Raw genomic sequence first — 25,570 nt, 5'->3', positions numbered from 1 at the left:
GTATATTTCAATAAGATTTAGATTTAATATTTCATTTCCATGAACAAAACAGAAGCTTTTCTTACCCTTAATAAAATTAAAAAAAAGTGAAGGGAAGCATAATAATGATACTTTCCATGTCATTATTATTATCGCATTAGATTTTTGGAAAAAACCCTTAATTGTTTTTTTTAATCCATCTTCTCTAAAAGAAAAAACCTCAACCCCACAATTATTTTCAACTAGTAATTTTTTAATATAATATGCCCAAGTCTGAATTCCACCTTTACTTGGACCGAACTCTGGAGAATAAATCAAAAACTTCATTTTAAAACCTTTTTAAGAAAAGCCTTACACACATATGTAGGTGTTCTTAACTGCTTATTCATAATTTTAACTTCAGTACTAAAGTCATAGCCAGCAACAATGAGAGCTTCTAATTGACGAATAACTAATCTATGATAAAAACCGCTAGAAATATTTCCATCAAGAGAATAATAACTCCAAAAACCAGCATCAAAAAGAGGGAGTATTGTTCTTAAATTTTTTATATTATCTTGAAGAACAAGCTCGTAGCTTTCATCTACAGAAGCTAAATCCATAATAGAAAATAAAACAAAAATATATCCATTTAATACACCATTAAGACTTTCTGTAGGATATTCTTCATATATATATCCCCCAGAATCAATGAACCTTTTTAAACCACCTTCTGCTATGTCAGTATTCATATAATTAAAAGCAATTCTTGCCGACTGCAAATAATTATCATTCTTTGTGTATTTATAAGCTCGGACAAGCGATGATATTGCAAAACCTTGTGCCAATGCCGATGACCATGGAGAAGGTAGCGTTTCATATTTACTATTTTTATGTTCTATAAACCAAGCACCAGATCGAGATTGGTTTGATACCAACCAATCACATTGTTTTAATGCTTTTATCTTCCAACTATTATTTTTCGATTGATGATAAGCTTCCCAACAAGCCAAACCATATTGTGCAGATTCTAATGCATGTTCATGATATTTTCCATCATAACCAAAAAATAAATAAATACCTTCAGAGTTAAACTCACCCTTATAAGTCGTAGCTTTTTTACTATTGTCTAAATAATAATTAAAACCGTCAGTGTTTTTATTAACAGGATATATAATATGCCAATAATCTTGAAAGATAGGTGTGAAAAACTGTAGCGCTGTAACTAATTTACCGTGTGATAACATTCATATCCCTATTCTTTAATGATAAACAAAAAAAAGCAAGATAAGTTAAGAAAAGAGGTGAAGCGTAATTACCTGTTCTTATACAATAACAAATCAGTGCAAAACCAAAAACAGATGTGTAAAAATTATGTCGACCTTTATATATGAGATAAACAAAGTAAGTAATGAAAATACTCGAAAGAAACAAACCAAGTTCAACAACCATTCTTAAATACATAGATGCACCATCAACCCTATTAATCACTTCAATAGGATTGATATAAAAATCATCATAAAGGTTTCTATAATTGTTGATACCAACACCAAATAATAATAAATTTTCTTTTATACTAAATAATGCTAATTTAATTGAAGAAAGGATAGCATACACCGTACCACTGGAATCGTATAAATTAGTAGAGTAGATAAGCCTTGTTATTTTACTATACACTGCATCATTACTATAACCTATATAAATCAACACTACGAAAAATAATAAAAGAAGTATCTTACCTTTAAAATTAAAATCTTGCATTAATTTAAAAGACAAATATAAGAACAAACAAAGGTAAGCAACAGTTGAAAAAGTCAAAATAAATGCAGAGAATATTACAAGAAACTCAAATTTTGAAACTGCTATATTATTCTTTTTAAACAAAATAGTTTCAAAGCACATTAGCAAAGCAGGAAATATCAAAAATGCAAAGTGTGCAGGCTCAGTTGAGAACCCATAGACTCTAATAAAGTTGACGTTAAATAAATTACTTTTATCAGTACCGCCAATAAATCCAGGTAATGAGTGAATATCTATGTATAAGTAAGGTAAGAATATATAAGTAAGCTCTTGATATATTGCAAACAATGAAACTAAAAATGAAAGCGATAATATATATTTAGCAATTTGTTTATAATCAGAACACTCAATCAATGTATATAAAAGTGTAAAGACCATAAACGGTGCAACTATCATTACAATATGATTAGCATCAAAAGTCCAGCCTCTAAGCATGGTATACATCAGTGTATACGCAGAAAAAAACAACCAAAAGATAAATAAACTTCTATTAAATTTCAGCTTATCAACTAATAGCAAACTAATAATAACAGTTAATAATAAAGTAATATTTAAGTCAAATGGCCTAAAGCTTGATAACGTAAAAATAAAAAATATAATTAACTTTAGCATTGCTTACCCTTTAAAATCACTTCAGTTACTTTTTCCATATTTTTTTTTAATAAGTATTCTGTATTAGCTCTTTCATAGGCAAGGGATGCTTTAGTTTCAAAATCTTCTCTATAATGAAAAAAATTTTCTATTAATTTTGCTAATTCAATTACATTACCAGAAGAGTATAAATATCCGCATTTGCCGTCATCTAATAAGGATGGAATGGCTCCAACATCAGACGAGACAACTGGTACGTTATTCATCATAGCCTCAGCTACAGACAAACCAAATGACTCATCAAGACGACTTGTAAATATAAAAAGATCACTTCGTGGAAAATAAAGTTCTGGATTACTAAAACCTTCAAAAAGGACAAGAGAATCTAATTTTAGATCATTTACTAAACTTTTTAATTTAGTTTCATTTTCTCCTTCACCTAAGAATGTTATATTGCATCTAAACTTTAATTCTTCTGGTAATAAGCTTAATGCATATATAAGATCCTCTTGTCCTTTCCCCTCTTGAAGTCGTGAAACGGACAATATATTTACGTTTCGAGTATAGTCTATTTCTTTTTTAACTAGTGGTTTAAACTCGACACCATTTTCAATAACTACTAATTTTTTTTCAAGACTATGACCAACCAAATCACGTACTTTGTTATTTATATATTCTGAAACATTTACTAAAACATCTAACTTCGAAATAGATTTTTTAAACAACTTTGTTTTCAATCTACTATTTTCTATTATGGTATGCAGCACACCAATTTTGTATATATCAATACCAAAAAGAAGAGAATTTAAATATATAGATTCCTTTGCATTAAATACAACACAATCTATTTCATTTTTTTTTATTATTTTTTTTATTTCTAATGATGCTTTCAAATATGAATATAAATTTGAAAATGACACAAATTTTCTTTTTCTTGACTGTCCTATATAAATTTTTTCTTGACTAAAAAAATCAAAAAGCCGCTTATTTTCTGGACTATACAAAAAGACATTAGCACTATAATTTTCATCTAGAGCCTTTTTTAATTGCGTCAGGTATACTTCACCACCACCAAATACTTCTTGCAGAGATACAAATAATATATTCATTATTTCAAAGCCTTACTTATAAATTTATAAAAAGTAACGAAATAATATAAGATTAAGTTTGTATGTTTTTTTCTTACTGCTTTTTCTTCTATTTCACCTAAATCTTTTTGTAAATTACTTACCCCCATTCCATCCATAACAACCAAACACTCATTTAAATATTTATAATTAATTTTTTTATTAAGTACTGTTAAAACAAAATCATAATCGGCAGCTATTTTTAGACTCTCATCGAAAGTAATATTTTCAATTAAATTAGAAGATATGAACAAAGCAGGGTGATTTATTGTCATACCGAATTTTATTTTCTCTAAGTTTGCTTTACGAAGATAACTTCTTTCATCATCAATAACTTTTATATCACCAAATACAAAATTATGACTATTATTAAATGAGCTAACGACTTTATCTATAACCTTATTATCTTGATAGTAGTCATCAGAGTTTAAAAAAGCAACAATATCACCAGATGCAAGATGAAGTCCTTTGTTCATAGCATTATATATGCCTTTATCTTTTTCTGATATATATTTAATTTCAGGGTGTTGTCTTATAATGTCTAATGTTTTATCTTTTGAGCCACCATCAATAATTAAATATTCAATATCTTTATAAGTTTGCGCTAAAACACTTTTAATTGTTCGATTAATTGTTTTTTCTGAATTATAGCAAACAGTTATTATTGTAACTTTCATTTTTTCTCACTTTCAAACAGGCATAAATAATAAAGATAATAACTTCAACTAGCATTGTAGAAAATGCAGCACCTAGAGCATTATATTTAGGTATTAATATAAGATTAAAGGATAAATTTAAAACCGCTGCAGTTACTCTCACAACTGTTATTACTTTAATTTTATCGTTCTTCGTAAAATAAAGCTCATAAATAACATTCACATACCTAAAAGGCATAAACAATGTGAGAAATAAGAACACTTTAAGAAGATCTATATATTTATCATTTAGGTAAGTTACGTATATATATACAAATAAATAACAAAATACAGATAGCAAAATCGATGATACTGCTGTTATTAAAAAGTATTTATTAAATTTTAAATCTCTAGATTTAACTATCAGAAGACTCCATAAAGCACCTGCAGGTACAAGCGCTGCTCCCATAAAAGATAAACCAAGATTATAAACAGCGACATTTCTGCTATCAGAGATCAGGGTCAATAGGAAAAGGTCGCTGGAAAAATAAATATAAAACGATAGTGAAATTACTAAGAAAGATATTATTTTCCTATGGTCAGCTTTTAATAAATTTATAAAAAAATTAAAATGCCTTATCTTTAACTTAAATAATGAAAACAATATATCTCTGTAAAAAAACAACAACAACAATAACAAAATCAGTGAATTATACAATGCGAAATATTTAATATTAAGTTTAAATATGACAACAGATGCTATTTTACTTATTGTATTAATAAGCGATATTAATAACCGCCTATAGGTATAAATATTATATTTCTCATTAATTTGAAAGTAAAAAAAGAATACTTCTTCTAACCTTCTAGATAGATTTTCAAATATGCATATTGAGAAAATAATAAGGTATATATTTTCATCATAATTACCAAGTATAAAAAAAAGCGCAATAATTGATAAAGCATACGAAAATACTTTATAAACAATTAATGATTTTACAATTACATTCTTATTATTTGCTTTTAATTTATTTGAAAGTAAATAGTCATTAAAACCAAGTGTTGAAAATAAACTAAGAAATCCTAAAAGGCCAAAACCTATAGAATAGTATCCATATTCCGTAACTGTATAATATTGAGTAACAACTAAAACGGATATGAAGGACATTAATTGTGGTATTAATCGTGAAACCGTTATATAAACTATATTATTCATAGTTTTATTAACTTAATCCCTAACTTATCTTTCTGAGATAAAACAGGTATGGTATCAAAAGGCCAATTTATAGATATATCGTTATCATTCCATAAAATCGACACTTCAGCATTTGGGTTATAAAAATCAGTGCACTTATACACAAATTCAGCTTCATTACTTGTTACATAGAAACCATGAGCGAAACCTTCCGGTATCCATAGTTGTCGTTTATTTTCAGATGATAAATAAACGCCAACCCATTTACCAAATGTTGGTGATTCTTTACGAATATCAACTGCTACGTCATACACTTCACCTGAAACAACACGAACTAATTTTCCTTGTGTATTTTCTGTTTGATAATGCAGACCGCGTAAAGTTCCTTTTTTGGACTTAGAGTGATTATCCTGAACAAATTGTGTAGGTTTACCTGTGACCAACTCTTCAAATTTTTTTTGATTCCAGGTTTCCATGAAAAAACCACGCTCATCGCCAAAAACGGTCGGCTCAATAATTTTCACATCAGGAATGTCCGTTTCTATTACTTTCATTTTATTTATTCTCGAATAGGTATTAATAATTAGATAGCTTATTTAAAGCACGTTGCCAATCACTGGCTTGAATACCGAAAGTTTCTGTTATTTTCTGTGTGTCAAGCTTTGAGTTTGCAGGCCGTTTAGCCGGTGTAGGATAGTCAGATGTCTTAATTTCTTTCAACAACGGTACTTTTTTAACTACACGTTGCTCTTCCGCTTTATCAAAAATCGTTTGCGCAAAACCATACCAACTTGTATGGGGCAAGCCTGAAAAATGATAAATACCATATTTTGCACTATCAAAGCCTTCACCTTGAATATTGATAGCTTCTGCTATGTCAATTAAGGCAGCAGCAATATCCCCCGCATAAGTAGGCCCACCAAACTGATCTGCTACAATGCCTAATTCATCTCGCTGTAGTCCTAATCGAAGCATGGTCTTAACAAAGTTACTCCCCTCCTCACCAAATACCCATGCTGTACGTAAAATAATAACGCGTGAACATGCATCAATAACTGCTTTTTCACCAGCTAATTTACTTGAACCGTACACACCTTGCGGGTTTACTGCATCGATTTCAGAGTAGATACCTTCTTTATCACCAGCAAAAACATAATCAGTCGAAATGTGCAATAAAGCAGCACCAATTTTTTCAGCGGCTTGTGCTAAATATAATGGGCCATCACGATTAATCGCATACGATAAATCAATTTCTGTCTCAGCTTTATCAACAGCTGTATGTGCTGCTGCATTAATAATAATATTAGGCTTAAATTCATCAACTATTTTTGAAACATCTGATTTAGACGTTATATCTAAATCTGTTCGATCAACAGCTAGTATTTCAGTATGGGTACAGTTTTGTAGCTGTCTAACCAAACAGCTACCTACTTGACCATTGCTACCCGTAATTAAAACTTTCACAATGTGCAATCTCTTATTTCTTTTCAGACGTGATACGCATCAGATATTGACCGTATTCATTTTTCATCATTGGTTTTGCTAACTCTTGTATTTGTTGAGAAGTTAACCAACCATTACGCCAAGCAATTTCTTCCAAACAAGCGACTTTGAGTCCCTGGACATTTTGAATAGTCTCAACAAAAGAAGAAGCTTGCTGCAGACTTTCATGCGTGCCCGTATCTAACCAAGCAAAACCACGGCCTAATAACTCAACATTCAATGAGTCATCATTAAGGTACATTTCATTCAAAGTGGTAATTTCAAGTTCACCACGTGCCGAAGGTTTCACTTGCTTAGCCATTTCTACAACACGGTTATCATAGAAATACAACCCCGTAACCGCATAGTTTGATTTTGGCTTTGAAGGTTTTTCTTCAATAGAAATCGCTTTCATTTCGATATCAAATTCAACCACCCCAAAACGTTCTGGATCATGTACTTGATATCCAAATACCGTAGCACCATGTTCGCGAGAGGCTGCGTTTAATAATGTTTTACTGAACGACTGCCCATAGAAAATATTATCACCTAGAACTAAACAGACACTATCATCACCAATGAAGTCTTCACCAATTAGAAACGCTTGCGCTAGACCATCTGGAGACGGTTGAATGGCATATTCTAAGTTAATGCCAAAATCAGACCCATCGCCTAACAAGCGTCGAAAACTATCGTTATCCTCAGGTGTTGTAATAATAAGAATGTCTTTAATTCCCGCTAACATTAGTGTAGATAGCGGATAGAAAATCATTGGCTTATCATAAATGGGTAATAGCTGTTTAGAAACACCACGAGTAATAGGATAAAGACGAGTGCCTGAACCACCTGCTAAAATAATCCCTTTCATTATTATTTCTCTTCCTTAGAAACTGTCGTACCTAAACGCTCAAAACTGTATGAGCCATCTAATACTCGACTCCACCATGTTTTATTATTCAAATACCATTCAACAGTTTTACGAATTCCCGATTCAAAAGTCTCAGCAGGTTTCCAGCCTAGCTCACGCTCAATCTTTGATGCATCAATAGCATAACGAACATCATGGCCAGGACGGTCCGTAACATACGTGATTAAATCTTGATACTTCTCAACATTATCAGGTTTATTTGGCACTAACTCTTCAAGTAAAGAGCAAATAGTTTTAACAACTTCAATATTGGCTTTCTCATTGTGACCACCGATATTGTATGTCTCACCAACTTCACCTTTTGTTACAACAGTATAAAGTGCTGATGCATGATCTTCGACATATAACCAGTCACGGATTTGCATACCATCACCATAAACAGGCAATCTTTTTCCATCTAAAGCATTTAAGATCATCAATGGGATAAGTTTTTCAGGAAAATGATATGGGCCATAGTTATTTGAACAATTGGTTACAATTGTTGGCAAACCATAAGTACGCAACCATGCTCGCACTAAATGATCACTTGATGCTTTCGATGCTGAATATGGGCTTGATGGCTCATATGATGTTGTTTCAGTAAATAGATCGTCAGTACCTTCAAGATCACCATACACTTCGTCAGTTGAAATATGATGGAAACGGAAAGCTGATTTCATCATTTCATCTAATTGATTCCAATATTGGCGAGCAGCTTCAAGCATTGTGTATGTGCCAATAATATTGGTTTCAATGAAGTCTGCCGGTCCATCGATAGAACGATCAACATGACTTTCAGCAGCCAAATGCATAACTGCATCTGGCTTATATTGTTCAAATACGCGATCTAACTCAGTTCGATTACAAATATCAACTTGTTCAAATTTATAACGTTGACTACCTTCAATTTCTTTTAACGATTCTAAGTTACCTGCATAAGTCAGCCTATCAATATTAACTACTTCGTCTTGTGTATTATTTATAATGTGACGAATAACAGCAGACCCAATAAAGCCTGCGCCACCAGTAACTAGAATCTTCAAGTTTAATATCCTTTTCTTATTTCTATATTATAAATTTTTATTAACTTCAACGAAAGTGAGTGTTTTTAACGTTGAGTTTATTCACTCTTCATCGCCAGACTTTGATTACCAAGAAACGAAACTCTTTTTTCTTATTTTTAGACAAAAAAAAACACTAGCATTTCGGCTAATGTTTTGAAAAATCACTTAAAAACTGAGATTTCGTGCTTTTAGGGGAATAGGTCCCAAAAATGTAGGACCTGATCATTTTGTTTCAAATAATTAAAAATTGCTACTTATTATCGTTCACGTAACTGTAGTTATAGTAACCATAACTACCGCCATATGTAGAGCTTGCTTTCTTCACAACAGCATTAAGAATACACCCTTTAACTTCGATACCGTTTTGCTCAAATCGATTTTTTGTCACTTCAATTTCTTTAATTGGGTTTAATCCGAAACGAGAAACAATCATCGTAGTACCAGCATGTGCCCCTACAATAGCAGGATCGGTCACGGCTAAGATAGGAGGTGTATCCACTAAAACTAAATCATAATTTTCTGATGCCCAATCTAGTAACGTTTTCATTCTTGGATGCATAAGTAATTCTGATGGATTTGGTGGAACAGCGCCACGGGCAATAAAATCGAGGTTATCAATACCAGGAGCTTTAATAACAGACTCAATACTTTCTCGACCAGACAAATAATCAGCCAAACCAGGCTTACTATCAACACACATCTGACGTTCCATTCGACCTTTACGCATGTCAGCATCAATAACTAAAACGCGTTGACCAGCTTGTGCCATTACTGCTGCCATATTAGCTGAAACAAATGACTTACCGATACCTGGACTTGGACCAGATATCATCAATATATTATTCTTCGCTTCCATCATTGCAAAATGCAAACTTGTACGCAAACTACGCAATGCTTCAATGGATAAGTCAGCTGGATTAGCTACAGCCAGTAATGATTGTACAATAGTATCTTGATGATTTTTTTTGCTCTTTTCATTTTTTTTGTCAGATGCTAGTTGCCAACTTGACTCAGGAATTGACGCATAAACAGGTAGACCGATTGCTTCAATTTCATCAGGGTTTTCAACACCACGATGGAAAGCTGCTTTAAGTACTACAATCGCTACGCTTAACATGCCACCCAATAATGTCGATAGTACAACGATGAGTGATTTCTTCGGTTTTATTGGCGCGCTAGCAGATTGAGCTGAGTCTAAAATACGAACATTACCTACTGTACTTGCTTTAACAATACTAAGTTCTTGTACTTTATTTAACATCTGAACATAAATTTGTTGATTAACTTCAACATCACGAGTTAGACGTAAAATCTCACGCTGTGTTTTTGGAAGCTTTTCAACTTTTTTATTTAATCTTGCTTTTTCCGCTAATAGGGTTTTACGCTTATCAAGTAACGAGATATATGCAGGGTGATCTTTTGTGAACCTTTGAGATATATCACTTTCTTTAAATGTTAATTCATTTAACTGAGATTCTAGCGATACCATCGTGTCCAATGCTGACTTCGCTTCTAACGGCAAATCGACAGATTCATTTGCTTGACGATAATTATTTAGCTTATCTTCTGCTGCTGTAAGCTTTGTTTTAACTTCAGGCAAATGCTTTTTCAAAAACTCTAGGCTATTTTCCGCTTCTGCTGAATTTCTCTCAACATTTTGTAAAAAGTAGTTTTCACTAATATTATTCAATATTTTTGCAATTTCTAACCGATTTGGGCCAGTATATGACAACTGTAAAATACCGGTTTGTTTACCTTGCTCACTGACCGATAAATTTCGCTGTAATATACCAATCGCATCGTAACGTGTACGCTTCGACACGGTGAACATGTCACCATCATTTGCATGAATATCAGTCACAAATATTTTGTAGCCATGATCTGATGATAGTTGGCCGACAAAGCCCGTCAATATGTGATTACCATCACTATCAATTAATTTGTACTCACCTTTTTTTTGATTTATGACTTCAAGAGTATAACTCGCAGGTGCTGCTATTGTGTTTGGTAATTCAAAGCGACTAATATCCGCATGAATCTGAGCGCCTTGCATTCTAGCTAAACCTTGTCCAAAAATTGGGAAGTAATCAGGTGTAACTTGTGTCGTTAAATTTAGCTTATCAACTGTTTGGCCTAGTACCATTCTTGATTTAATAATTTCGATTTCAGTACTAGAAGATGAATCACCACCACCGAACATATCAGCCATATCGCCACCTAACATAGTACCCATGCCTGATGACTTAGCTTCGACTTGGATTAATGCATCCGCTTTATATATAGGTGTGACAAACAACGCATAGACAATACCGACAACAGCAAAAACAAACGTTATTACAATAATTTTTATTTTATTGTCGATTAAGATCCCAAACAGTTTAGCTAGATCGATCTCGTCACTGCCACCCACTAGATTCGATTGATTTTTAATCGTAGAGCTCATTAAATATAATCCAAATATTGTTCTTTACATTAAGCAATGCTTATAATTTTTTTGACCAAGCCTCTGCAGCCTGATCTATTAACTTATATGCATGGTCAAACGCTTCTTTACTCAGTCGGTAAGGGTCAGGTATATCTTGTTGCCCGATCCATTGCCCAAATAGCATCGCTTTACCTCTTGCTTCTGGCGCTATCGCAGTGACAGCTTCAATATGCCCTTTTTCCATGACTAAAATAAGATCATAGTCTCTTACAAGGTCACTCGTTAATTGTTGTGCTTGATGGCCATTTAATGAATAACCATGTTCTTCAGCAACTTGTGCGGCCATTTTATCAGCAGGCTTACCAACTAAACCGCTTTTAGCCGTTGCAACTCCCGCTGAAGCAATATTTTTGTGGGGTAATTTCGTTTGTAAAATACGTTCACCGGAAGGTGAACGACAAATATTACCTACACATACAACCAATATATTGTTAAACATAATATCTACTATAAATTTATTTGATATCCGACAAATGTATAACTATTACAGTTTCTTTAAATCTGTAAATCTATCTACACCTTCAGTCAATTGATTGAATCCAGTTATAGTTGGTAACAGTTGCTGAATAACACGATTCCACCGAACAATCGGAGCCGCAGTTACATAGACGATATCATAAGGCTTTAAGTCAAACTCTGTCCCAACGACTAAGGCCGTTGCGTCTTTAACATTCAGTTGATAAATATTTGCAACAGGCTGGTGTGGGGTCTTATTTAAATCCGGATGTGTAGACCTAATAACAAAAACGCCAGTTGCATCAGCTTTTAATTCATCGATCCCACCAACACTACTTAACGCTTCAGTCAAACTCATTCCTGCACGGTCGATCTTTAATAATTGAGGTTTATTAACCTCGCCCATTACAAATACCTTCTGATCATCATTGCGAGGAACATGAACAATATCACCATTTTTTAATAGTCGATTTTGTGTCAAATCGCCTTTTTGCATAAGAGCATAAAGAGAAATCTGTTCATCTTTTCCGTTTCTTGTTAACGTTACATTACGCCAATCAGCATCTTCAGCTAATCCACCTGCTTGGTTTATTGCATCTAGCAACGTTAAAGGAATATTTGTTATCGCTTGTTGACCTGCTTGTTTTACTTCGCCTGTAATGTATGCTTTTTGCGAGCGGAATGAGGCTACATTTACATCAACTTGCGGACTTTCAATATAAGTAGACAGTCTACGAGCAATATCTCGTCGTATTTCTGTCACTGTTTTTCCAGCAACAGAAACTTTACCGATATAAGGATAAAAAATAGTCCCATCAGCATGAACCCAATTTCCTGCTTCTTCAGCACTTCGGTAAGAACCAGCAGGAATAGTCAATTCAGGATGGTCCCAAACTGTAATGTTTAAAACATCACCAGTACCAATATGATATTCATATTTAGATAACAACTGATCTAGGTTTTTATTAATTTGAGCAGACACCTGTTTATGTTTGAATTGAGAGACACTTTCAGCAGTAAGAGGAAAAACATTTACACGTCCCTGAAGGCCGGCATCTGTGCTTTCACTTCCTACAATGTTTTGTCCATCAAGGCTTAAATGAGAGCCTGGCATTGAACAACCCACTAGCATTAAAGATGTAACGGCTGTGACAATTAGTTTTTTTGTGAATTTCATTATTTCGTTGTCTCAGGAGTGTGTATGAAGAATAAGCTGTAAAAAGGCACGCTACCGCCCAGAGGTCGTAGCTCCCCAGTGCTATTAATTTTGTTTAAAACAAAGTCTGAAAATCAATTTATGTTTTTTGCATCTCACCAACAGCAAAAAAACTCGCGCATCTTACCTCTTTTTAATAGATAAATAAACCATAGGAATAGGAATAGATAAATAAACCATAGGCTCAACTATTTGAAGATAAAAAATGTAAAACTTTAGCACATCACAACTTTCTGGTTTTACTAACAATTATCAGTGAAATGAATCGCAAAAATTGCCATTTTACATTTAATCTTGTCGACTTCACTATATACACTCTCTCACACATTTTTCTTTTTTTTATATGTACTTTTTTATTTTTTACGTATAATAGCTGTTTAATTATGTTAATGACTTAACAGTACTCTATAATTTTATATTAGGATATTTTCATGAAAAAATCAGCATTAGTTTTATTTGCAGCAATGGGTATGGCGACATCAGCATTTGCAGCTGAAGAAACTGGTACAGCAGCTGGTACAACATCAGCGACAGCCACTGCTACGGGCACAACAACAGCAGTTGCTGTTGGTGCTGCTGCGGCAGTTACAGCTGTTGCTATTGCTGCATCAGATTCTGACAACACAAACTCTACAACAACTACAGTTACTAATACACAATAACTGTAGCCTGAGTTTTAACATAGCCGTGCTTTAGCGCGGCTATTTTTTTGCTATGTTGTTAAAAACTGATCATAGTATTCAAACGTTTTATTTGGATTATCTATATAAATGCAAACTTATTTCATTTTACGCCCCATTTATTTGTTAATACTTTTGTTTAATATCGTATTTATAGCGACGGGATGCAGCCAAAAAATAAGTAACGTAAAAGATACTGTAGAATTAGCAATATACGGTACACCTGATATTACTAAATCACGCTATGAAATAGCTCAGATACCCTATGCTAGCACTTATGCCAAAATTGGTGATCATAACCAAATTTTCATGATATTAGCCTTAGCTGAACCAGTACTAGATAATACAAAAAGTAGCGCAACACAATTAAAGTGGTTATCTAGTGATAATGGCATGATCGTCACTGAGCACGGACGAATTGTAAAAACAGTAAACCTTCCTGATGGGAATCTTGTAAATACTTATAGTGAAAAGCCAGACCCATTATCTCTAGGGCTGCAGTTATCAAGTACTCCAACTCATTGGCAACGAACCATTGATTGGCAACCGGGTTACCATTCAGGTTACACTTTAAATTCAGTTTTTACTTATAAAAAGCCTGAAACACTTTATGTTAATGGTAAATATCACGCTACATTGAAGTTCATCGAAACAGTTCAGGTAAAAGAGTTAAATACATCTTACCTCAATATGTTTTGGATCGAACAAACAACTGGAAATGTTGTAAAAAGTCGCCAAATCATAGCTCCGTCATTACCAAGTATTGAACTCACGCCACTAAAACCTTTTGCACAATAGGATATTTCATGTATTTACCGAATCTCCGCTATAAGGTTTGCAGATTTATCGCCTTTATTTTTTTGGCTTTAAATGTTACTTGCACCTATGCCAATACAACAGTCTTAATCCCCCCCACAACCGAATTAAAATATTCAGAGCCAGTACGTCTAGCTCAAGCTGTCGAAGATGCAATAAAAAGCCATCAAATACCAAATTCGCCAATATATTGGTTAGGTTCAAGTCTTCTTGATATATCAACTCCGGTTAATAAATCTGCTGTTATAGATAAACTAAACATACTAGCTCAATCAGAAAATAGTGAGCCCTTCTTATCTAAAAGCTTTTCAAATAATGCGGAATGGATAGAGAAAAACATTACTTTTAAAAAAGTTATCACGCCACTTGATTTTGATACCATCAGAATATCACAACCAGATAATCCACTTTTAGACGGCAAATATCAGATTATACTATCTCAACGCACTAATGATATTTTGATCTTTGGAGCAATAGAAAAACCATTATCTGTAAAATGGAAAGCAAGAACATCTGCATCACAATATCTGGTGAATGCAAATGTTTTAAGCAGCGCAGATAAGAGTTATGTCACCGTTATTCAACCGGATGGACATGTAGAAAAGCATCCAATTGCTTATTGGAATAGTAATCACCATGACATTGCACCGGGAGCAACTATTTTTATTGGTTATCAAACTTTATTTTCAAATTATTCTGATTTAAATAACGATATTATTAGCATGCTTATTAACAGGACGCTACGATGATTTTTCCTATTAAACCACTTATAACCAAACGATCATCGTTCGCTTTATCTGCTATTACCTTAGCAATATTGCCTTTATCTTCAGCACATGCTGACGAATTTAGTTACCCTCAATCTCCCTATTCTAATAGTGATTTTGGCGGCGTTGGTTTAATGCAGATGCCTACATCACGTATGCATCATGATGGTGAATTTACGTTAGGTACCACATTAAATAAAGATTATTATCATTACTGGGTGTCTTTACAACTTTTACCATGGTTTGAAACAACCATTCGTTACACCCAAGTTCCAGATACACTCTACAGTTCACACCCTGAATTTAGTGGTGACACTCTTTATACTGACAAAGGGATCGATTTTAAAGCGCGATTATGGAAAGAGTCTTATTGGCTACCAGAAGTTGCTTTTGGTGTTCGTGATTTTGGTGGTACCGGCCTCTTTGATGGTGAATATTTCGTCGCCAACAAACAATTTGGCCCTTTAGACTTTACGTTAGGTTTAGGTTGGGGATATCTCGGTCAACGAGGCAATATTTCAAATCCAATGTGTAAACTATCCGATCGATTTTGTGCCGATAGAAATGACTTCAAAGGAAACGGTGGCAGCTTTGATTATGAACGTTTTTTTAAAGGTCAAAGTGCTATATTTGGTGGCGTTGAATACCAAACCCCTTTAAAACCATTACAAGTAAAATTAGAATATGACGGTAATGATTATAGTAAGGATTTCCCTGTAAATCGTGGTAAAGCAATGCCACAATCCTCACCGTGGAATATCGGAGCCGTATACCAATTGACCGATTGGGCTACGGCTAACATTAGCTACGAACGTGGAAATACCGTTACCTTCGGGCTTAGTGTCAATACTAATTTTAATCAATTAAAAGCTAGCTGGCTTGATAACCCTGCACCAGCATTCGCAAATAAAAACTCAGAGACTTACTTAACAGAGAAACAGTGGAAAGCTCTTGCTAGTGATTTAGATGAGATTGCAGGATATTCAGATCCGATCCTTTTCAAAGATACTGAGAACAAATCACTTACGTTAATAGCTAATCAAACAAAGTATCGTGATAGAGATGAAGCACAAATGCGTGCTGGTGTATTAATCAATAACCATGTAAACGATATTGAAACATTTAACATTATAGAGTCTGCCGATAACCAACCGATTGTCGAAGCTAGCTTTGACAACTATCAGTTTAAAAAAGTAGCAAACTACGAGTATATTGGTAGTAATATTTCAGATAGTAGAAAGACTCTAGCTCCAAGGAAGCCTACTGGTTTAAAAGTAGCTGATAATAGTGAAGACTGGAGCTATGGTGTCGCCCCAACGTTAAAACAATCCTTTGGTAGTGCCGAAGGTTTTTACTTATTTAATGTTGGTTTAACTGCGTCTAGCGATTATTGGTTGACGAAAAACCTTACCGTCGGTGGTTCTGTATACGTAAACATATATGATAATTATGATAAATTTAACTATGATACACCGACTGGTGACGGAACAAATAACAAACGTGTCAGAACATTAGTTCGTCAATATATTAGTGATAACCCAGTTCGTCTTGATAACCTTCAGTTAACATGGATCGATAAGCTATCAGATAATCTTTATGGTCAGGCTTACGGTGGTTATTTAGAAACCATGTATGGAGGTGTTGGTGGAGAGATATTATACCGTCCGATTGAAAGTAATTGGGCTATTGGTGCTGATATAAATTATGTTAAACAGCGCGATCCTAATTCGCCATTTGGTTTTTACAAAAAAGAAAATCAAGGTGATTACCTAGTTCAAACAGGCACTACCGTTGGTAATATCTCTGTTTACTATCAACCACAATGGGACTGGATGCCAAATACTTTGTTAAAAGTCAGTGCAGGTCGATATCTTGCTGAAGACAAAGGTATCACTATAGATTTCTCGAAGCAATTCGATAGCGGCATAATAGCAGGTGCATTTGCGACAAAGACTGATATGTCAGCAGAAGATTATGGTGAAGGAAGCTTTACTAAAGGGTTCTATGTCTCTATCCCATTTGATTTAATGACGGTTAAACCAAGTACTAATCGTGCAAATATCTCTTGGCTACCTCTCACTCGTGATGGTGGACAAATGCTCGGGCGTAAATATCAACTATATGATATGACGGATAGCAGAAGCCCCTGGTATACCAGAAAAGCATTAAGTACTAATTAATATCAACTAAAGAGGAGATTGTTTCAATCTCCTCTTTTTTTTACCTGATAGAGAATATCAACCCTATCATTAACCTCAACACGTCTGCCTATTTTACAAGGCTTTAAAACTCATTTATTGACTACTTTTCACTTTTATAATCTTAGACTAAAGATAAATATTATAGAATATTGTTTTTTATTTACTCAGTAATGTAATAAAAATGATTAATTTAGTCTTTGTTTTAAGTTTAAAGCATTTTCATTGAAAATATATATAAATAGAAGCCGCTCCAACGTATATAGCTATAAACAGACAATGTGAGTAATATCACATTGAATTAAATGACTTTATCTGAAATACAAAGCTATAGATAGATCGCTCTCATAAATTTATCGTTGTATATTTTCAATATGTAGTTAAGTTCAAATTGAAACATAAAAACACAATTAATCTCACAAAAAATTTTGGTTTTATTATTTGTTACTGTAAAATAGTTGAATGCACTATTAGTGCAAAATAAAATATATATTAAATAACAATTAGGAATACGGCAGATTATCATGAAAAAATCTTTTCTTGTTCTACCTTTAGCGCTTCTAGTATCTGGCGCAGTAAATGCTGCAACTGAAAATCCTTTTTACGCGGGTGCTCGTTTAGGTAATAGCTTCTACGATGTCAAAGACAATAACACTGGCTCTGACATTAACCTAGAAAATAAAAACCTTGCAGGTGGTGTTTTTGCTGGTTACCAAATCACTCCTTGGTTCGCTGTTGAAGGTGGTTACACTAACCTTGGCAATACAACGGTTAAAGGCAGTGATAAGTCATTCCAAGCTCAAGGTGCAGACCTTGTAGGTAAATACTCTTACGCTATTAATGACAAATTTGACGTTTTTGCTAAGCTTGGTGCTTTCTACTACGATTGGGATGCTAAGAAAGGTGCAGTTTCTGATGACAACGGTTGGGCTTCAACTGCCGGTGTTGGTGCTGAGTACTTCATTAATGACAACGTATCCACTCGCATGGAATACCAATACTACAAAGATGTAGGTGGTGCTGATGTTCAATTTGCAGGTGTTTCACTTGCTTACCACTGGGGTGCTGCTCCTGTAGTTGCTCCTGTTATTGAGCCAGTTTATGTAGATCAAGTTACAACTGAAACTTTGGATGCATTAACACTAACAGTTCCTTTTGCATTCGATAGCACTGCCATCACTTCTGGCGATGCAAGCAAACTAGCACCTTTCGAAAAGCGTCTTGCTGAACAGCCGGATTCAAACATCGTAGTTGTAGGTTACACTGATAGCAAAGGTTCAGAAGCTTACAATATGAAGCTATCTGAGAAACGTGCGGCTGCAGTTGCTGAAGCACTACGTTCTCACCTAAACATTGATGGTGACCGTATCACAAGCGAAGGCCGTGGTGAAAGCGATCCTGTAGCAACGAACAAAACAGCTGAGGGTCGTGCAGCGAACCGTCGCGTTGAAATCATCGCACCTTCAATTGAAGTTAAGAGCGTAACTAAAGTTCTGGCTGAATAAGATTTAATCCTTATTAATAAACCAGCTCTTTTGAGCTGGTTTTTTTATATAAAATTACAGCTTAGCAGCCAGTTCAACACCTTGACGAATTACGCGTTTAGCATCAACCTCTCCGGCAACATCAGCACCACCAATCACATGAACATTAATGCCTTGTTCGGTGAGCTTTTCTGACAGTTCTTCAACCGATGTTTGCCCTGTACAAAGAACAATATTATCGGCATCTAATATTCGAGATTGTCCTTCAACGGTAATATGCAATCCAGCATCATCGATTTTGTCATAGCTAACTCCACCAAGCAGTTCTACTCCGCGTTTTTCTAACGTTCTACGGTGGATCCAGCCTGTCGTTCTGCCTGGGCCTTTACCAACCTTGCCCGGTTTACGCTGCATTAACCATACTTGTCGTGGGCTAATGTATTCATCATGTGGTAATAAGCCACCTTCATGCGTCAATGTTTTATCAATCCCCCACTCTTCAAGCCATTGATCAAGATTTTGATTTTCAGGCTCGGTTAGCATGGTAGATACATCAACCCCAATACCACCAGCACCAATAACAGCGACTTTTTGTCCTAACTGTACTTTATCTCTGATCAAGGTTTGATAATCAATGACCTTTGGATTATCGACACCTGGAATAGGCGGAATACGCGGTTTAACACCCGTTGCGATAATAACTTCATCATAGTTAGCTAAATCATTTTCTGTTGCAGCATAACCAAGTTTTACGTTTACACCTGTTTGTTCTAAACGACGGGTAAAATAACGAATCGTTTCTTTAAACTCTTCTTTACCTGGTATTTGCATCGCAAGATTAAATTGTCCACCAACGTGATCATTTTTCTCAAATATATCGACGGTAAAACCTCGCTCTGCGACAGCAACTGCGCATGCCATTCCAGCAGGTCCTGCTCCAACAATCGCCACTTTCCTATTTTGAGTTACTGGGGTTAATACCAATTCAGTCTCATAACACGCTTGGGGATTAACTAAACAACTGGCACGTTTACCAACAAAAGCATGATCTAAACAGGCTTGGTTACAACCAATACAGGTATTAATATCATCAGCGCGATCTTGTGCTGCTTTTTCGACAAAATCAGGATCGGCAAGGAACGGTCGTGCCATCGATACCATATCAGCTTGCCCTGACGATAGAATATCTTCAGCCACTTGTGGGGTATTAATACGATTACAGGTAACTAGCGGAATAGAGACTTCTTGTTTAAGCCTTTCTGTAACCCAAGCAAATGCGGCACGAGGCACTTGCGTGGCAATTGTCGGAACACGTGCTTCATGCCAACCAATACCCGTATTTAAAATGGTTACGCCTGCTTGTTCTAGAGCCTTAGCGAGCATTACCACTTCTTCATGAGTACTGCCTTGCTCGACTAAATCCAGCATTGAAAGACGGAAGATAATAATAAAGTCACGTCCAACTCGCGCGCGAACCGCTTTCACAATTTCTAGTGGGAAACGAATTCGCTTTTCATAACTCCCGCCCCAATCGTCATAACGTAAGTTCGAACGCTGACAGATAAACTGATTAATCAGATAGCCTTCTGACCCCATCAGTTCAACCCCATCATAACCAGCCTCGCGCGCAAGCTCTGCGCTATTAGCAAAAGCATTGATGGTTTTTAATATCTGGCGTTCAGACATTTCACTTGGGGTGAATTTAGAAATAGGTGAACGAATAGCAGAGGCACTCACTGCAAAAGGCGACATTGCATAGCGCCCAGCATGAAGCAACTGAAGCGCTATTTTTCCACCTTCATTATGTACTGCATCTGTAATATTTTTATGTGCCCGAGCTGCACGTGATGAACTAAATTCAGCACTTAACGGATGTAGTCGCCCACGAAAGTTGGGAGAGAAACCGCCAGTGACAATTAGTCCTACACCACCACGCGCACGTGCGGCATAGAACGCAGATAATTTTTTAAATCCATCTCGTGATTCTTCAAGCCCTGTGTGCATAGAGCCCATTAACACACGGTTTCGTAGGGTAGTAAAACCAAGATCCAATGGCGCTAACAAATGAGGGTATGCTTTATTGTCCATGGCTTTTGCTTCTCTTTTTATTATGGTCTGACCAGTATATTAACCCTATCATGCCATTTCAAACATTTGTTTACATTAAGTTAACAAATGTGCTTTCGCGCACTTTTCTTTTACCTTCGATGACTAACAACACGGCTATTTATTCAATACCTTGTTTTGATATCTATTCTTGATAGTAAATTTACTGAAATTAGTTAATGAGTACGATACGATATGCCTCAAGAATCATTAAAGAGAGCATTCATGAAAGCCATATTCACAGGGATTGGAGCGTTTTTCAGAACAATCTGGAAGTTAATCAACTTCGCCCGTAAGTTTATTCTTAACTTAATTTTCCTACTGATTGTAGGTGCCATTATTTTTGCTTTTAGTGACAATGATGATAGTGCTGAAAAGCCAGAGGCATCGGCACTTGTACTTAACCTATCAGGCCCGATTGTTGAGCAGAAAAACTATGACAATCCATTAGATAGCGTTATTAGTGATGTGATGGGGCAACCACCTGTTGAGCAAAACGTTTTATTCGATATTGTCGAAGCCATCCGCACTGCAACTACCGATAGCTCTATTACTGGCCTTGTATTAAATCTTAAAAACATGCCAGAAACGAGTCTGACTAAACTGCGCTATATTGCAAAAGCCATTCAAGAATTTAAAGCATCCGGTAAACCTGTTTATGCTTATGGTGGTCATTACAGCCAAAGCCAATACTACCTTGCAAGTTATGCCGATAAGATCTTGATGTCACCTGATGGCGGTATCATGTTAACGGGTTATGGCACCTATACGCTTTACTATAAAACATTATTAGAAAAGCTAGATGTCACCACACATGTTTTCCGTGTCGGTACTTACAAATCATTTGTCGAACCTTATATCCGCGATGGTATGTCAGCCGCAGCGAAAGAAGCGAATACGGTTTGGTTAGATCAATTATGGGATGCTTATACGTCTGATGTGGCGAAAAACCGCAATATCGATGCTAAATCACTGACGCCTGAAATGAACAGCTTTGTTGAACAACTTACCGCTGTTAATGGCGACTTTGCTCAACTGAGTAAAAAAATGGGTCTTGTTGATGAGTTGGTAACCCGTCCTCAATTAAGCCAAATCTTAATCAAAGAGTTTGGTGATAACGGTGAGCACAGCTTTAAACAGATCAGTTATTACGATTACTTATCGATGCTGGTTGATGATCAAAAACCATCAAATAACAAAATAGCTGTTGTTGTCGCAAGTGGCGCTATTGTTGATGGTAAGAGTAGCCAAGGTACAGCAGGTGGTGACACGATTGCAGCACTACTTCGCAAAGCTCGCTTTGATAACGAGGTAAAATCTGTGATCTTACGTGTCGATAGTCCAGGAGGCAGCGCCTTTGCTTCTGAAGTGATCCGTAATGAAGTCGATGCCTTAGAAGCGGCGGGGAAACCTGTTGTAGTTTCGATGTCGAGTGTTGCGGCATCAGGTGGTTACTGGATCTCTTCAAGTGCTGATAAGATCATCGCACAACCAACAACCATCACCGGCTCTATTGGTATCTTTGCGATTTTAACCACATTTGAGAAAAGCTTAGAAAAGCTAGGTGTTTACAGTGATGGTGTGGGAACGACTCCTTTCTCAGGTGTCGGCGTAACACGTGCTCTTCCTGAAAATGTCGGCAAAGTTTTCCAGCTTGGGGTGGATAATGGCTACCAGCGCTTTATTGGTTTAGTCAGCAAATACCGCCATATGTCACTTGAGCAAGCAGATAAAATTGCCCAAGGCCGAGTATGGACAGGTAAAGACGCTAAAGAGCTTGGTTTAGTCGATGAACTCGGTGACTTTGATACTGCAATAACGGAAGCGGTGTCGCTCGCTAAAGTTGATGATTACCAATTGGTGTGGATGCAACAGCCTCTTTCTCCTATCCAGCAATTCTTTAAAGAAATGTCAGGTGAAGTAAAAGCACAGGTTGTGGCGATGGTTCTTGGTGACACACCAAATGCATTCGCTCCAGTGACTAAAGTTGCAAAAGATCTGACTTCTCTTAGTAACTTTAACGATCCTAATGGTCGTTATGCGTTCTGCTTAAATTGCAGTACTGTTAACTAGTAACGAGAACATTATCAGTAACAAATAATTAAAAAGCTCGGCTATATGTCGAGCTTTTTATTATGCAGAAGCACTTACATAAACTAACTAATCAATATTAGTGATAAAAACCACAACAACTCAAATTATAAGCACATCAATCTTAGTTCACATTTCAATGCAATAACTATCACTCTAAAAATCGCTTAACTCGCATCTTCATACAGTTTGCGTATAATGCGCACACCAACCGTTAACTCTGTGCTGAAAAATGGAAAGAAAACATATTTATATCGCCTATACTGGCGGCACCATTGGTATGCAAAAATCTGATCATGGCTATATTCCTGTATCAGGCTTTATGCAAAAGCAATTAGCTAGCATGCCAGAATTCCATCGCCCAGAAATGCCTGAGTTCACTATCCATGAGTATTCGCCTTTAATCGACTCATCAGATATGACACCTGCGGATTGGCAACGCATTGCTGACGATATAAAAGATAATTACGATAAGTATGATGGCTTTGTGATCCTTCATGGCACAGATACTATGGCATACACCGCTTCGGCTTTGTCTTTTATGTTCGAGAATTTAGATAAGCCTGTCATTGTAACTGGATCTCAAATCCCGTTAGTTGAACTTCGCTCTGATGGCCAAAGCAACTTATTGAATGCGTTACATATTGCGGCTAATTACCCAATCAATGAAGTGACGGTATTTTTCAACAACCAATTGATCCGTGGTAACCGTAGTACTAAGGCTCATGCCGATGGTTTTGGCGCATTTATCTCACCAAACTTGCCACCATTATTGGAAGCAGGTATTAACATAACCGTTAATAGCGGAACGGAATTAAACAAAAAACCGAATGGCGAGTTTAAAGTCCACACTATCACGCCACAACCTATTGGTGTGATCACCATGTATCCAGGGATCTCCCCAGAGGTTATACGTAATACCCTACGCCAACCTGTTAATGCTATGATCCTACTGACTTTTGGCGTAGGTAATGCGCCTCAAAATAAAGAGTTACTTGATCAGTTAAAAGAAGCATCGAATCGCGGTGTGATTGTAATGAACTTAACCCAGTGTTTATCAGGTAAAGTTAATATGGGTGGATACGCAACGGGTTGTGCGCTGGCTGATGCTGGTGTGCTAAGTGGCTATGATATGACACCTGAAGCGGCATTGGCTAAATTACATTACTTACTCAGCCAAGATTTACCGATTGAGACAATGCGTACGCTGATGCAGCAAGATCTCCGTGGTGAGTTAACCTTGTAATTAGTAGTACTTGTTTAATAAAGAAAAGAGCCGAATAGGCTCTTTTTTATTTTTAGCGATCATAAAATAAAAACACCACTCCCCAAAAGTTTTCCAACCGAACTACAATTACAGCTAATAGCAATCTACCTTCATAGGTTGGAACAATGATGATTTTACATGGTGCCTCTATTTCGCCCTTTGTCAGAAAAATCATGTTGGCACTTAATTACAAAGGGATACGTTATGAACTCCAGCCTCTCAACCCCTTTTTAGAAAAAGAGCTGGCGCACAAACGCCACCCAATGGGAAAAGTCCCTGTACTTGAACATAACGATACAACGATCATTGATTCAACCGTTATTGCCCATTATCTTGACGATACCTACCCCATTCCCCCACTTTATCCGGGCGATGCCAAACAACGTGCAAAAATTCGTTGGTTTGAAACTTATGCAGCGACACGTGTGACGTCATTACTCGGTGGCGTTTTGTTTTACCAAAAAGTATTGCGCGATAAAATGCAAAATAAGCCATGTGATGAAGAAGCGGTGGAGCAATGCCTTTCCCACCACTTGCCTAATGTGTTGAAATACCTCGAAGAACAACTTCCCGATCAAGGGTATGTTGGCGATCATTTCTCAATGGCTGAAATAAGTATCTGGAGTATTTTTAGAACGGGATGGATGGCAGGGCTACGATTGCAACCCCATTATCCTATTCTTCATCACTATCTACAGCGCATAGAGCAAGAGCCATGGATAGCCAATATTGTGTCAGAAGAAGATCATCAATTACAAAGTTTCTATTGTGAAGCCATGATATGGCCTAACCTGCATGATGATATCTAACGTTAGATATCATCATGTTCAAAGCGAGCTATCTCTGGCGACTCTCCAACAGTTCCTTGAGTCGAAAAGTCACGTTTTAATTCAGCTTTACTCTTAAATTTTATTTCGCCACCCGCTGCAACCGTCATATGTTGCGCATCACTATTATGGCGAGATTGATAAAGCATTACAGCCTGCATAGCAGAATCTCTTTGATTAGCAGTTAATACTGTACCATCAGGCCACTTACCCGTTTCAACTGCGGTTGATATCCGCTCAAAAACTTCTGGCGTCATAGCCTTCAATAATTGCGACACATCCATATCCACTCCTCATTTCTATACTGACAGGCTTGTTTAAGTACATCGCTGTAGCTTATAAAATACGTAATAACAGTCAACGCTTTCCCCTCAAACTGTAATAGCGATCACAGCTTGATAGGTCTATCAAAATAAAT

23 protein-coding genes are annotated in these 25,570 nt (G+C 36.0%); 8 read left to right on the top strand and 15 right to left on the bottom strand.

Annotated features, from left to right (window positions below; all coding sequences use genetic code 11):
• From CTN01_RS16090 to CTN01_RS16030, 13 genes are all read right to left on the bottom strand, one after another.
• The coding region (locus CTN01_RS16090; RefSeq protein ID WP_146150432.1) for a hypothetical protein at window positions 1-306 on the bottom strand (306 nt) is incomplete at its 3' end.
• A complete protein-coding gene (locus CTN01_RS16085) occupies window positions 303-1,205 on the bottom strand; it encodes a D-glucuronyl C5-epimerase family protein (RefSeq protein WP_045148361.1) in 903 nt (300 codons plus the stop codon). The genes CTN01_RS16085 and CTN01_RS16090, both read right to left, overlap by 4 nt.
• Window positions 1,189-2,370, bottom strand: a complete 1,182-nt coding sequence (locus tag CTN01_RS16080) for a hypothetical protein (RefSeq protein ID WP_107188266.1) — start codon at window positions 2,368-2,370, stop codon at window positions 1,189-1,191. The genes CTN01_RS16085 and CTN01_RS16080 overlap by 17 nt, the downstream gene beginning before the upstream one ends.
• Entirely contained in the window at window positions 2,364-3,458 is a 1,095-nt protein-coding gene (locus CTN01_RS16075) for a glycosyltransferase (protein WP_107342190.1), read from the bottom strand. Before CTN01_RS16075 ends, CTN01_RS16080 begins: the two co-directional genes overlap by 7 nt.
• Window positions 3,458-4,153: a glycosyltransferase family 2 protein gene (locus tag CTN01_RS16070; RefSeq protein ID WP_045148355.1), complete on the bottom strand. Its 696-nt coding sequence runs from the start codon at window positions 4,151-4,153 to the stop codon at window positions 3,458-3,460. The genes CTN01_RS16075 and CTN01_RS16070 overlap by 1 nt, the downstream gene beginning before the upstream one ends.
• On the bottom strand, window positions 4,122-5,327 hold the full coding sequence (locus CTN01_RS16065) for an MATE family efflux transporter (RefSeq protein WP_107342189.1): 1,206 nt from the start codon (window positions 5,325-5,327) through the stop codon (window positions 4,122-4,124). The genes CTN01_RS16070 and CTN01_RS16065 overlap by 32 nt, the downstream gene beginning before the upstream one ends.
• Window positions 5,324-5,860, bottom strand: a complete 537-nt coding sequence (rfbC, locus tag CTN01_RS16060) for a dTDP-4-dehydrorhamnose 3,5-epimerase (protein WP_107188268.1) — start codon at window positions 5,858-5,860, stop codon at window positions 5,324-5,326. The genes CTN01_RS16065 and rfbC overlap by 4 nt, the downstream gene beginning before the upstream one ends.
• A gap of 22 nt (window positions 5,861-5,882) precedes the next feature.
• Window positions 5,883-6,773, bottom strand: coding sequence for a dTDP-4-dehydrorhamnose reductase (gene rfbD, locus CTN01_RS16055; RefSeq protein WP_045148414.1), 891 nt, complete (start codon window positions 6,771-6,773; stop codon window positions 5,883-5,885).
• Between the two features lie 10 nt (window positions 6,774-6,783).
• Window positions 6,784-7,656: a glucose-1-phosphate thymidylyltransferase RfbA gene (rfbA, locus tag CTN01_RS16050; protein WP_045148352.1), complete on the bottom strand. Its 873-nt coding sequence runs from the start codon at window positions 7,654-7,656 to the stop codon at window positions 6,784-6,786.
• Window positions 7,657-7,658: 2 nt separating this feature from the next.
• Window positions 7,659-8,738, bottom strand: coding sequence for a dTDP-glucose 4,6-dehydratase (rfbB, locus tag CTN01_RS16045; RefSeq protein ID WP_045148350.1), 1,080 nt, complete (start codon window positions 8,736-8,738; stop codon window positions 7,659-7,661).
• Window positions 8,739-9,009: 271 nt separating this feature from the next.
• On the bottom strand, window positions 9,010-11,202 hold the full coding sequence (locus CTN01_RS16040) for a polysaccharide biosynthesis tyrosine autokinase (RefSeq protein ID WP_045148349.1): 2,193 nt from the start codon (window positions 11,200-11,202) through the stop codon (window positions 9,010-9,012).
• Window positions 11,203-11,242: 40 nt separating this feature from the next.
• On the bottom strand, window positions 11,243-11,683 hold the full coding sequence (locus CTN01_RS16035; protein ID WP_045148348.1) for an arsenate reductase/protein-tyrosine-phosphatase family protein: 441 nt from the start codon (window positions 11,681-11,683) through the stop codon (window positions 11,243-11,245).
• A 45-nt stretch (window positions 11,684-11,728) separates the two neighbouring features.
• Complete coding sequence (locus CTN01_RS16030) at window positions 11,729-12,877, bottom strand: polysaccharide export protein (protein ID WP_045148346.1); 1,149 nt, start codon at window positions 12,875-12,877, stop codon at window positions 11,729-11,731.
• 470 nt (window positions 12,878-13,347) lie between these two features.
• On the opposite strand from CTN01_RS16030, the gene yjbE reads away from it, so the two are divergent.
• The 5 genes from yjbE (at window position 13,348) to CTN01_RS16005 (ending at window position 18,882) form a co-directional block, all read left to right on the top strand.
• A complete protein-coding gene (yjbE, locus tag CTN01_RS16025) occupies window positions 13,348-13,578 on the top strand; it encodes an exopolysaccharide production protein YjbE (RefSeq protein WP_045148345.1) in 231 nt (76 codons plus the stop codon).
• A 108-nt stretch (window positions 13,579-13,686) separates the two neighbouring features.
• A complete protein-coding gene (locus tag CTN01_RS16020) occupies window positions 13,687-14,394 on the top strand; it encodes a YjbF family lipoprotein (protein ID WP_045148344.1) in 708 nt (235 codons plus the stop codon).
• Between the two features lie 8 nt (window positions 14,395-14,402).
• The gene (locus tag CTN01_RS16015; RefSeq protein WP_045148342.1) at window positions 14,403-15,161 is read left to right on the top strand and encodes a capsule biosynthesis GfcC family protein; all 759 of its coding nucleotides are present in this window, start codon (window positions 14,403-14,405) and stop codon (window positions 15,159-15,161) included.
• On the top strand, window positions 15,158-17,359 hold the full coding sequence (locus tag CTN01_RS16010) for a YjbH domain-containing protein (RefSeq protein ID WP_045148341.1): 2,202 nt from the start codon (window positions 15,158-15,160) through the stop codon (window positions 17,357-17,359). Before CTN01_RS16015 ends, CTN01_RS16010 begins: the two co-directional genes overlap by 4 nt.
• 542 nt (window positions 17,360-17,901) lie before the next feature.
• Complete coding sequence (locus tag CTN01_RS16005; protein ID WP_045148340.1) at window positions 17,902-18,882, top strand: OmpA family protein; 981 nt, start codon at window positions 17,902-17,904, stop codon at window positions 18,880-18,882.
• Between the two features lie 54 nt (window positions 18,883-18,936).
• Here the strand turns inward: CTN01_RS16005 and CTN01_RS16000 are convergent, their stop codons facing one another.
• Window positions 18,937-20,949, bottom strand: coding sequence for an NADPH-dependent 2,4-dienoyl-CoA reductase (locus CTN01_RS16000; protein ID WP_045148338.1), 2,013 nt, complete (start codon window positions 20,947-20,949; stop codon window positions 18,937-18,939).
• Window positions 20,950-21,192: 243 nt separating this feature from the next.
• Here CTN01_RS16000 and sppA point away from each other — a divergent pair, with 243 nt between their 5' ends.
• The 3 genes from sppA to CTN01_RS15985 all read left to right on the top strand — a co-directional run bounded on the left by sppA (window position 21,193) and on the right by CTN01_RS15985 (window position 25,134).
• A complete protein-coding gene (gene sppA / locus CTN01_RS15995; protein WP_045148337.1) occupies window positions 21,193-23,040 on the top strand; it encodes a signal peptide peptidase SppA in 1,848 nt (615 codons plus the stop codon).
• 250 nt (window positions 23,041-23,290) lie between these two features.
• A complete protein-coding gene (gene ansA, locus CTN01_RS15990) occupies window positions 23,291-24,304 on the top strand; it encodes an asparaginase (protein WP_005369017.1) in 1,014 nt (337 codons plus the stop codon).
• 146 nt (window positions 24,305-24,450) lie between these two features.
• On the top strand, window positions 24,451-25,134 hold the full coding sequence (locus CTN01_RS15985) for a glutathione S-transferase family protein (protein WP_080890400.1): 684 nt from the start codon (window positions 24,451-24,453) through the stop codon (window positions 25,132-25,134).
• 2 nt (window positions 25,135-25,136) lie between these two features.
• Here CTN01_RS15985 and CTN01_RS15980 read toward each other — a convergent pair whose 3' ends face one another.
• Window positions 25,137-25,436 (bottom strand): YeaC family protein, encoded by a 300-nt coding sequence (locus tag CTN01_RS15980; protein WP_045131971.1) that lies wholly within the window; start codon window positions 25,434-25,436, stop codon window positions 25,137-25,139.
• Window positions 25,437-25,570 lie beyond the last annotated feature (134 nt).

This window comes from Photobacterium angustum, from assembly GCF_003026365.1.
GTDB classification, from domain to species: domain Bacteria; phylum Pseudomonadota; class Gammaproteobacteria; order Enterobacterales; family Vibrionaceae; genus Photobacterium; species Photobacterium angustum.
The sequence above is the reverse complement of the archived record's forward strand: the minus strand, read 5'-3'. Positions and strand labels throughout refer to the sequence as shown.

Coding starts and splice junctions, on each gene's coding strand:
- CTN01_RS15980 (WP_045131971.1), bottom strand. CDS start 25,436: ATGGATGTGTCGCAATTATTGAAGGCTATGACGCCAGAAGTTTTTGAG.
- CTN01_RS16040 (WP_045148349.1), bottom strand. CDS start 11,202: ATGAGCTCTACGATTAAAAATCAATCGAATCTAGTGGGTGGCAGTGAC.
- rfbC (WP_107188268.1), bottom strand. CDS start 5,860: ATGAAAGTAATAGAAACGGACATTCCTGATGTGAAAATTATTGAGCCG.
- CTN01_RS16000 (WP_045148338.1), bottom strand. CDS start 20,949: ATGGACAATAAAGCATACCCTCATTTGTTAGCGCCATTGGATCTTGGT.
- sppA (WP_045148337.1), top strand. CDS start 21,193: ATGAAAGCCATATTCACAGGGATTGGAGCGTTTTTCAGAACAATCTGG.
- CTN01_RS16075 (WP_107342190.1), bottom strand. CDS start 3,458: ATGAATATATTATTTGTATCTCTGCAAGAAGTATTTGGTGGTGGTGAA.
- rfbA (WP_045148352.1), bottom strand. CDS start 7,656: ATGAAAGGGATTATTTTAGCAGGTGGTTCAGGCACTCGTCTTTATCCT.
- CTN01_RS16070 (WP_045148355.1), bottom strand. CDS start 4,153: ATGAAAGTTACAATAATAACTGTTTGCTATAATTCAGAAAAAACAATT.
- ansA (WP_005369017.1), top strand. CDS start 23,291: ATGGAAAGAAAACATATTTATATCGCCTATACTGGCGGCACCATTGGT.
- CTN01_RS15985 (WP_080890400.1), top strand. CDS start 24,451: ATGATGATTTTACATGGTGCCTCTATTTCGCCCTTTGTCAGAAAAATC.
- CTN01_RS16005 (WP_045148340.1), top strand. CDS start 17,902: ATGAAAAAATCTTTTCTTGTTCTACCTTTAGCGCTTCTAGTATCTGGC.
- CTN01_RS16080 (WP_107188266.1), bottom strand. CDS start 2,370: ATGCTAAAGTTAATTATATTTTTTATTTTTACGTTATCAAGCTTTAGG.
- CTN01_RS16065 (WP_107342189.1), bottom strand. CDS start 5,327: ATGAATAATATAGTTTATATAACGGTTTCACGATTAATACCACAATTA.
- CTN01_RS16020 (WP_045148344.1), top strand. CDS start 13,687: ATGCAAACTTATTTCATTTTACGCCCCATTTATTTGTTAATACTTTTG.
- CTN01_RS16010 (WP_045148341.1), top strand. CDS start 15,158: ATGATTTTTCCTATTAAACCACTTATAACCAAACGATCATCGTTCGCT.
- CTN01_RS16030 (WP_045148346.1), bottom strand. CDS start 12,877: ATGAAATTCACAAAAAAACTAATTGTCACAGCCGTTACATCTTTAATG.
- CTN01_RS16015 (WP_045148342.1), top strand. CDS start 14,403: ATGTATTTACCGAATCTCCGCTATAAGGTTTGCAGATTTATCGCCTTT.
- CTN01_RS16035 (WP_045148348.1), bottom strand. CDS start 11,683: ATGTTTAACAATATATTGGTTGTATGTGTAGGTAATATTTGTCGTTCA.
- CTN01_RS16085 (WP_045148361.1), bottom strand. CDS start 1,205: ATGTTATCACACGGTAAATTAGTTACAGCGCTACAGTTTTTCACACCT.
- yjbE (WP_045148345.1), top strand. CDS start 13,348: ATGAAAAAATCAGCATTAGTTTTATTTGCAGCAATGGGTATGGCGACA.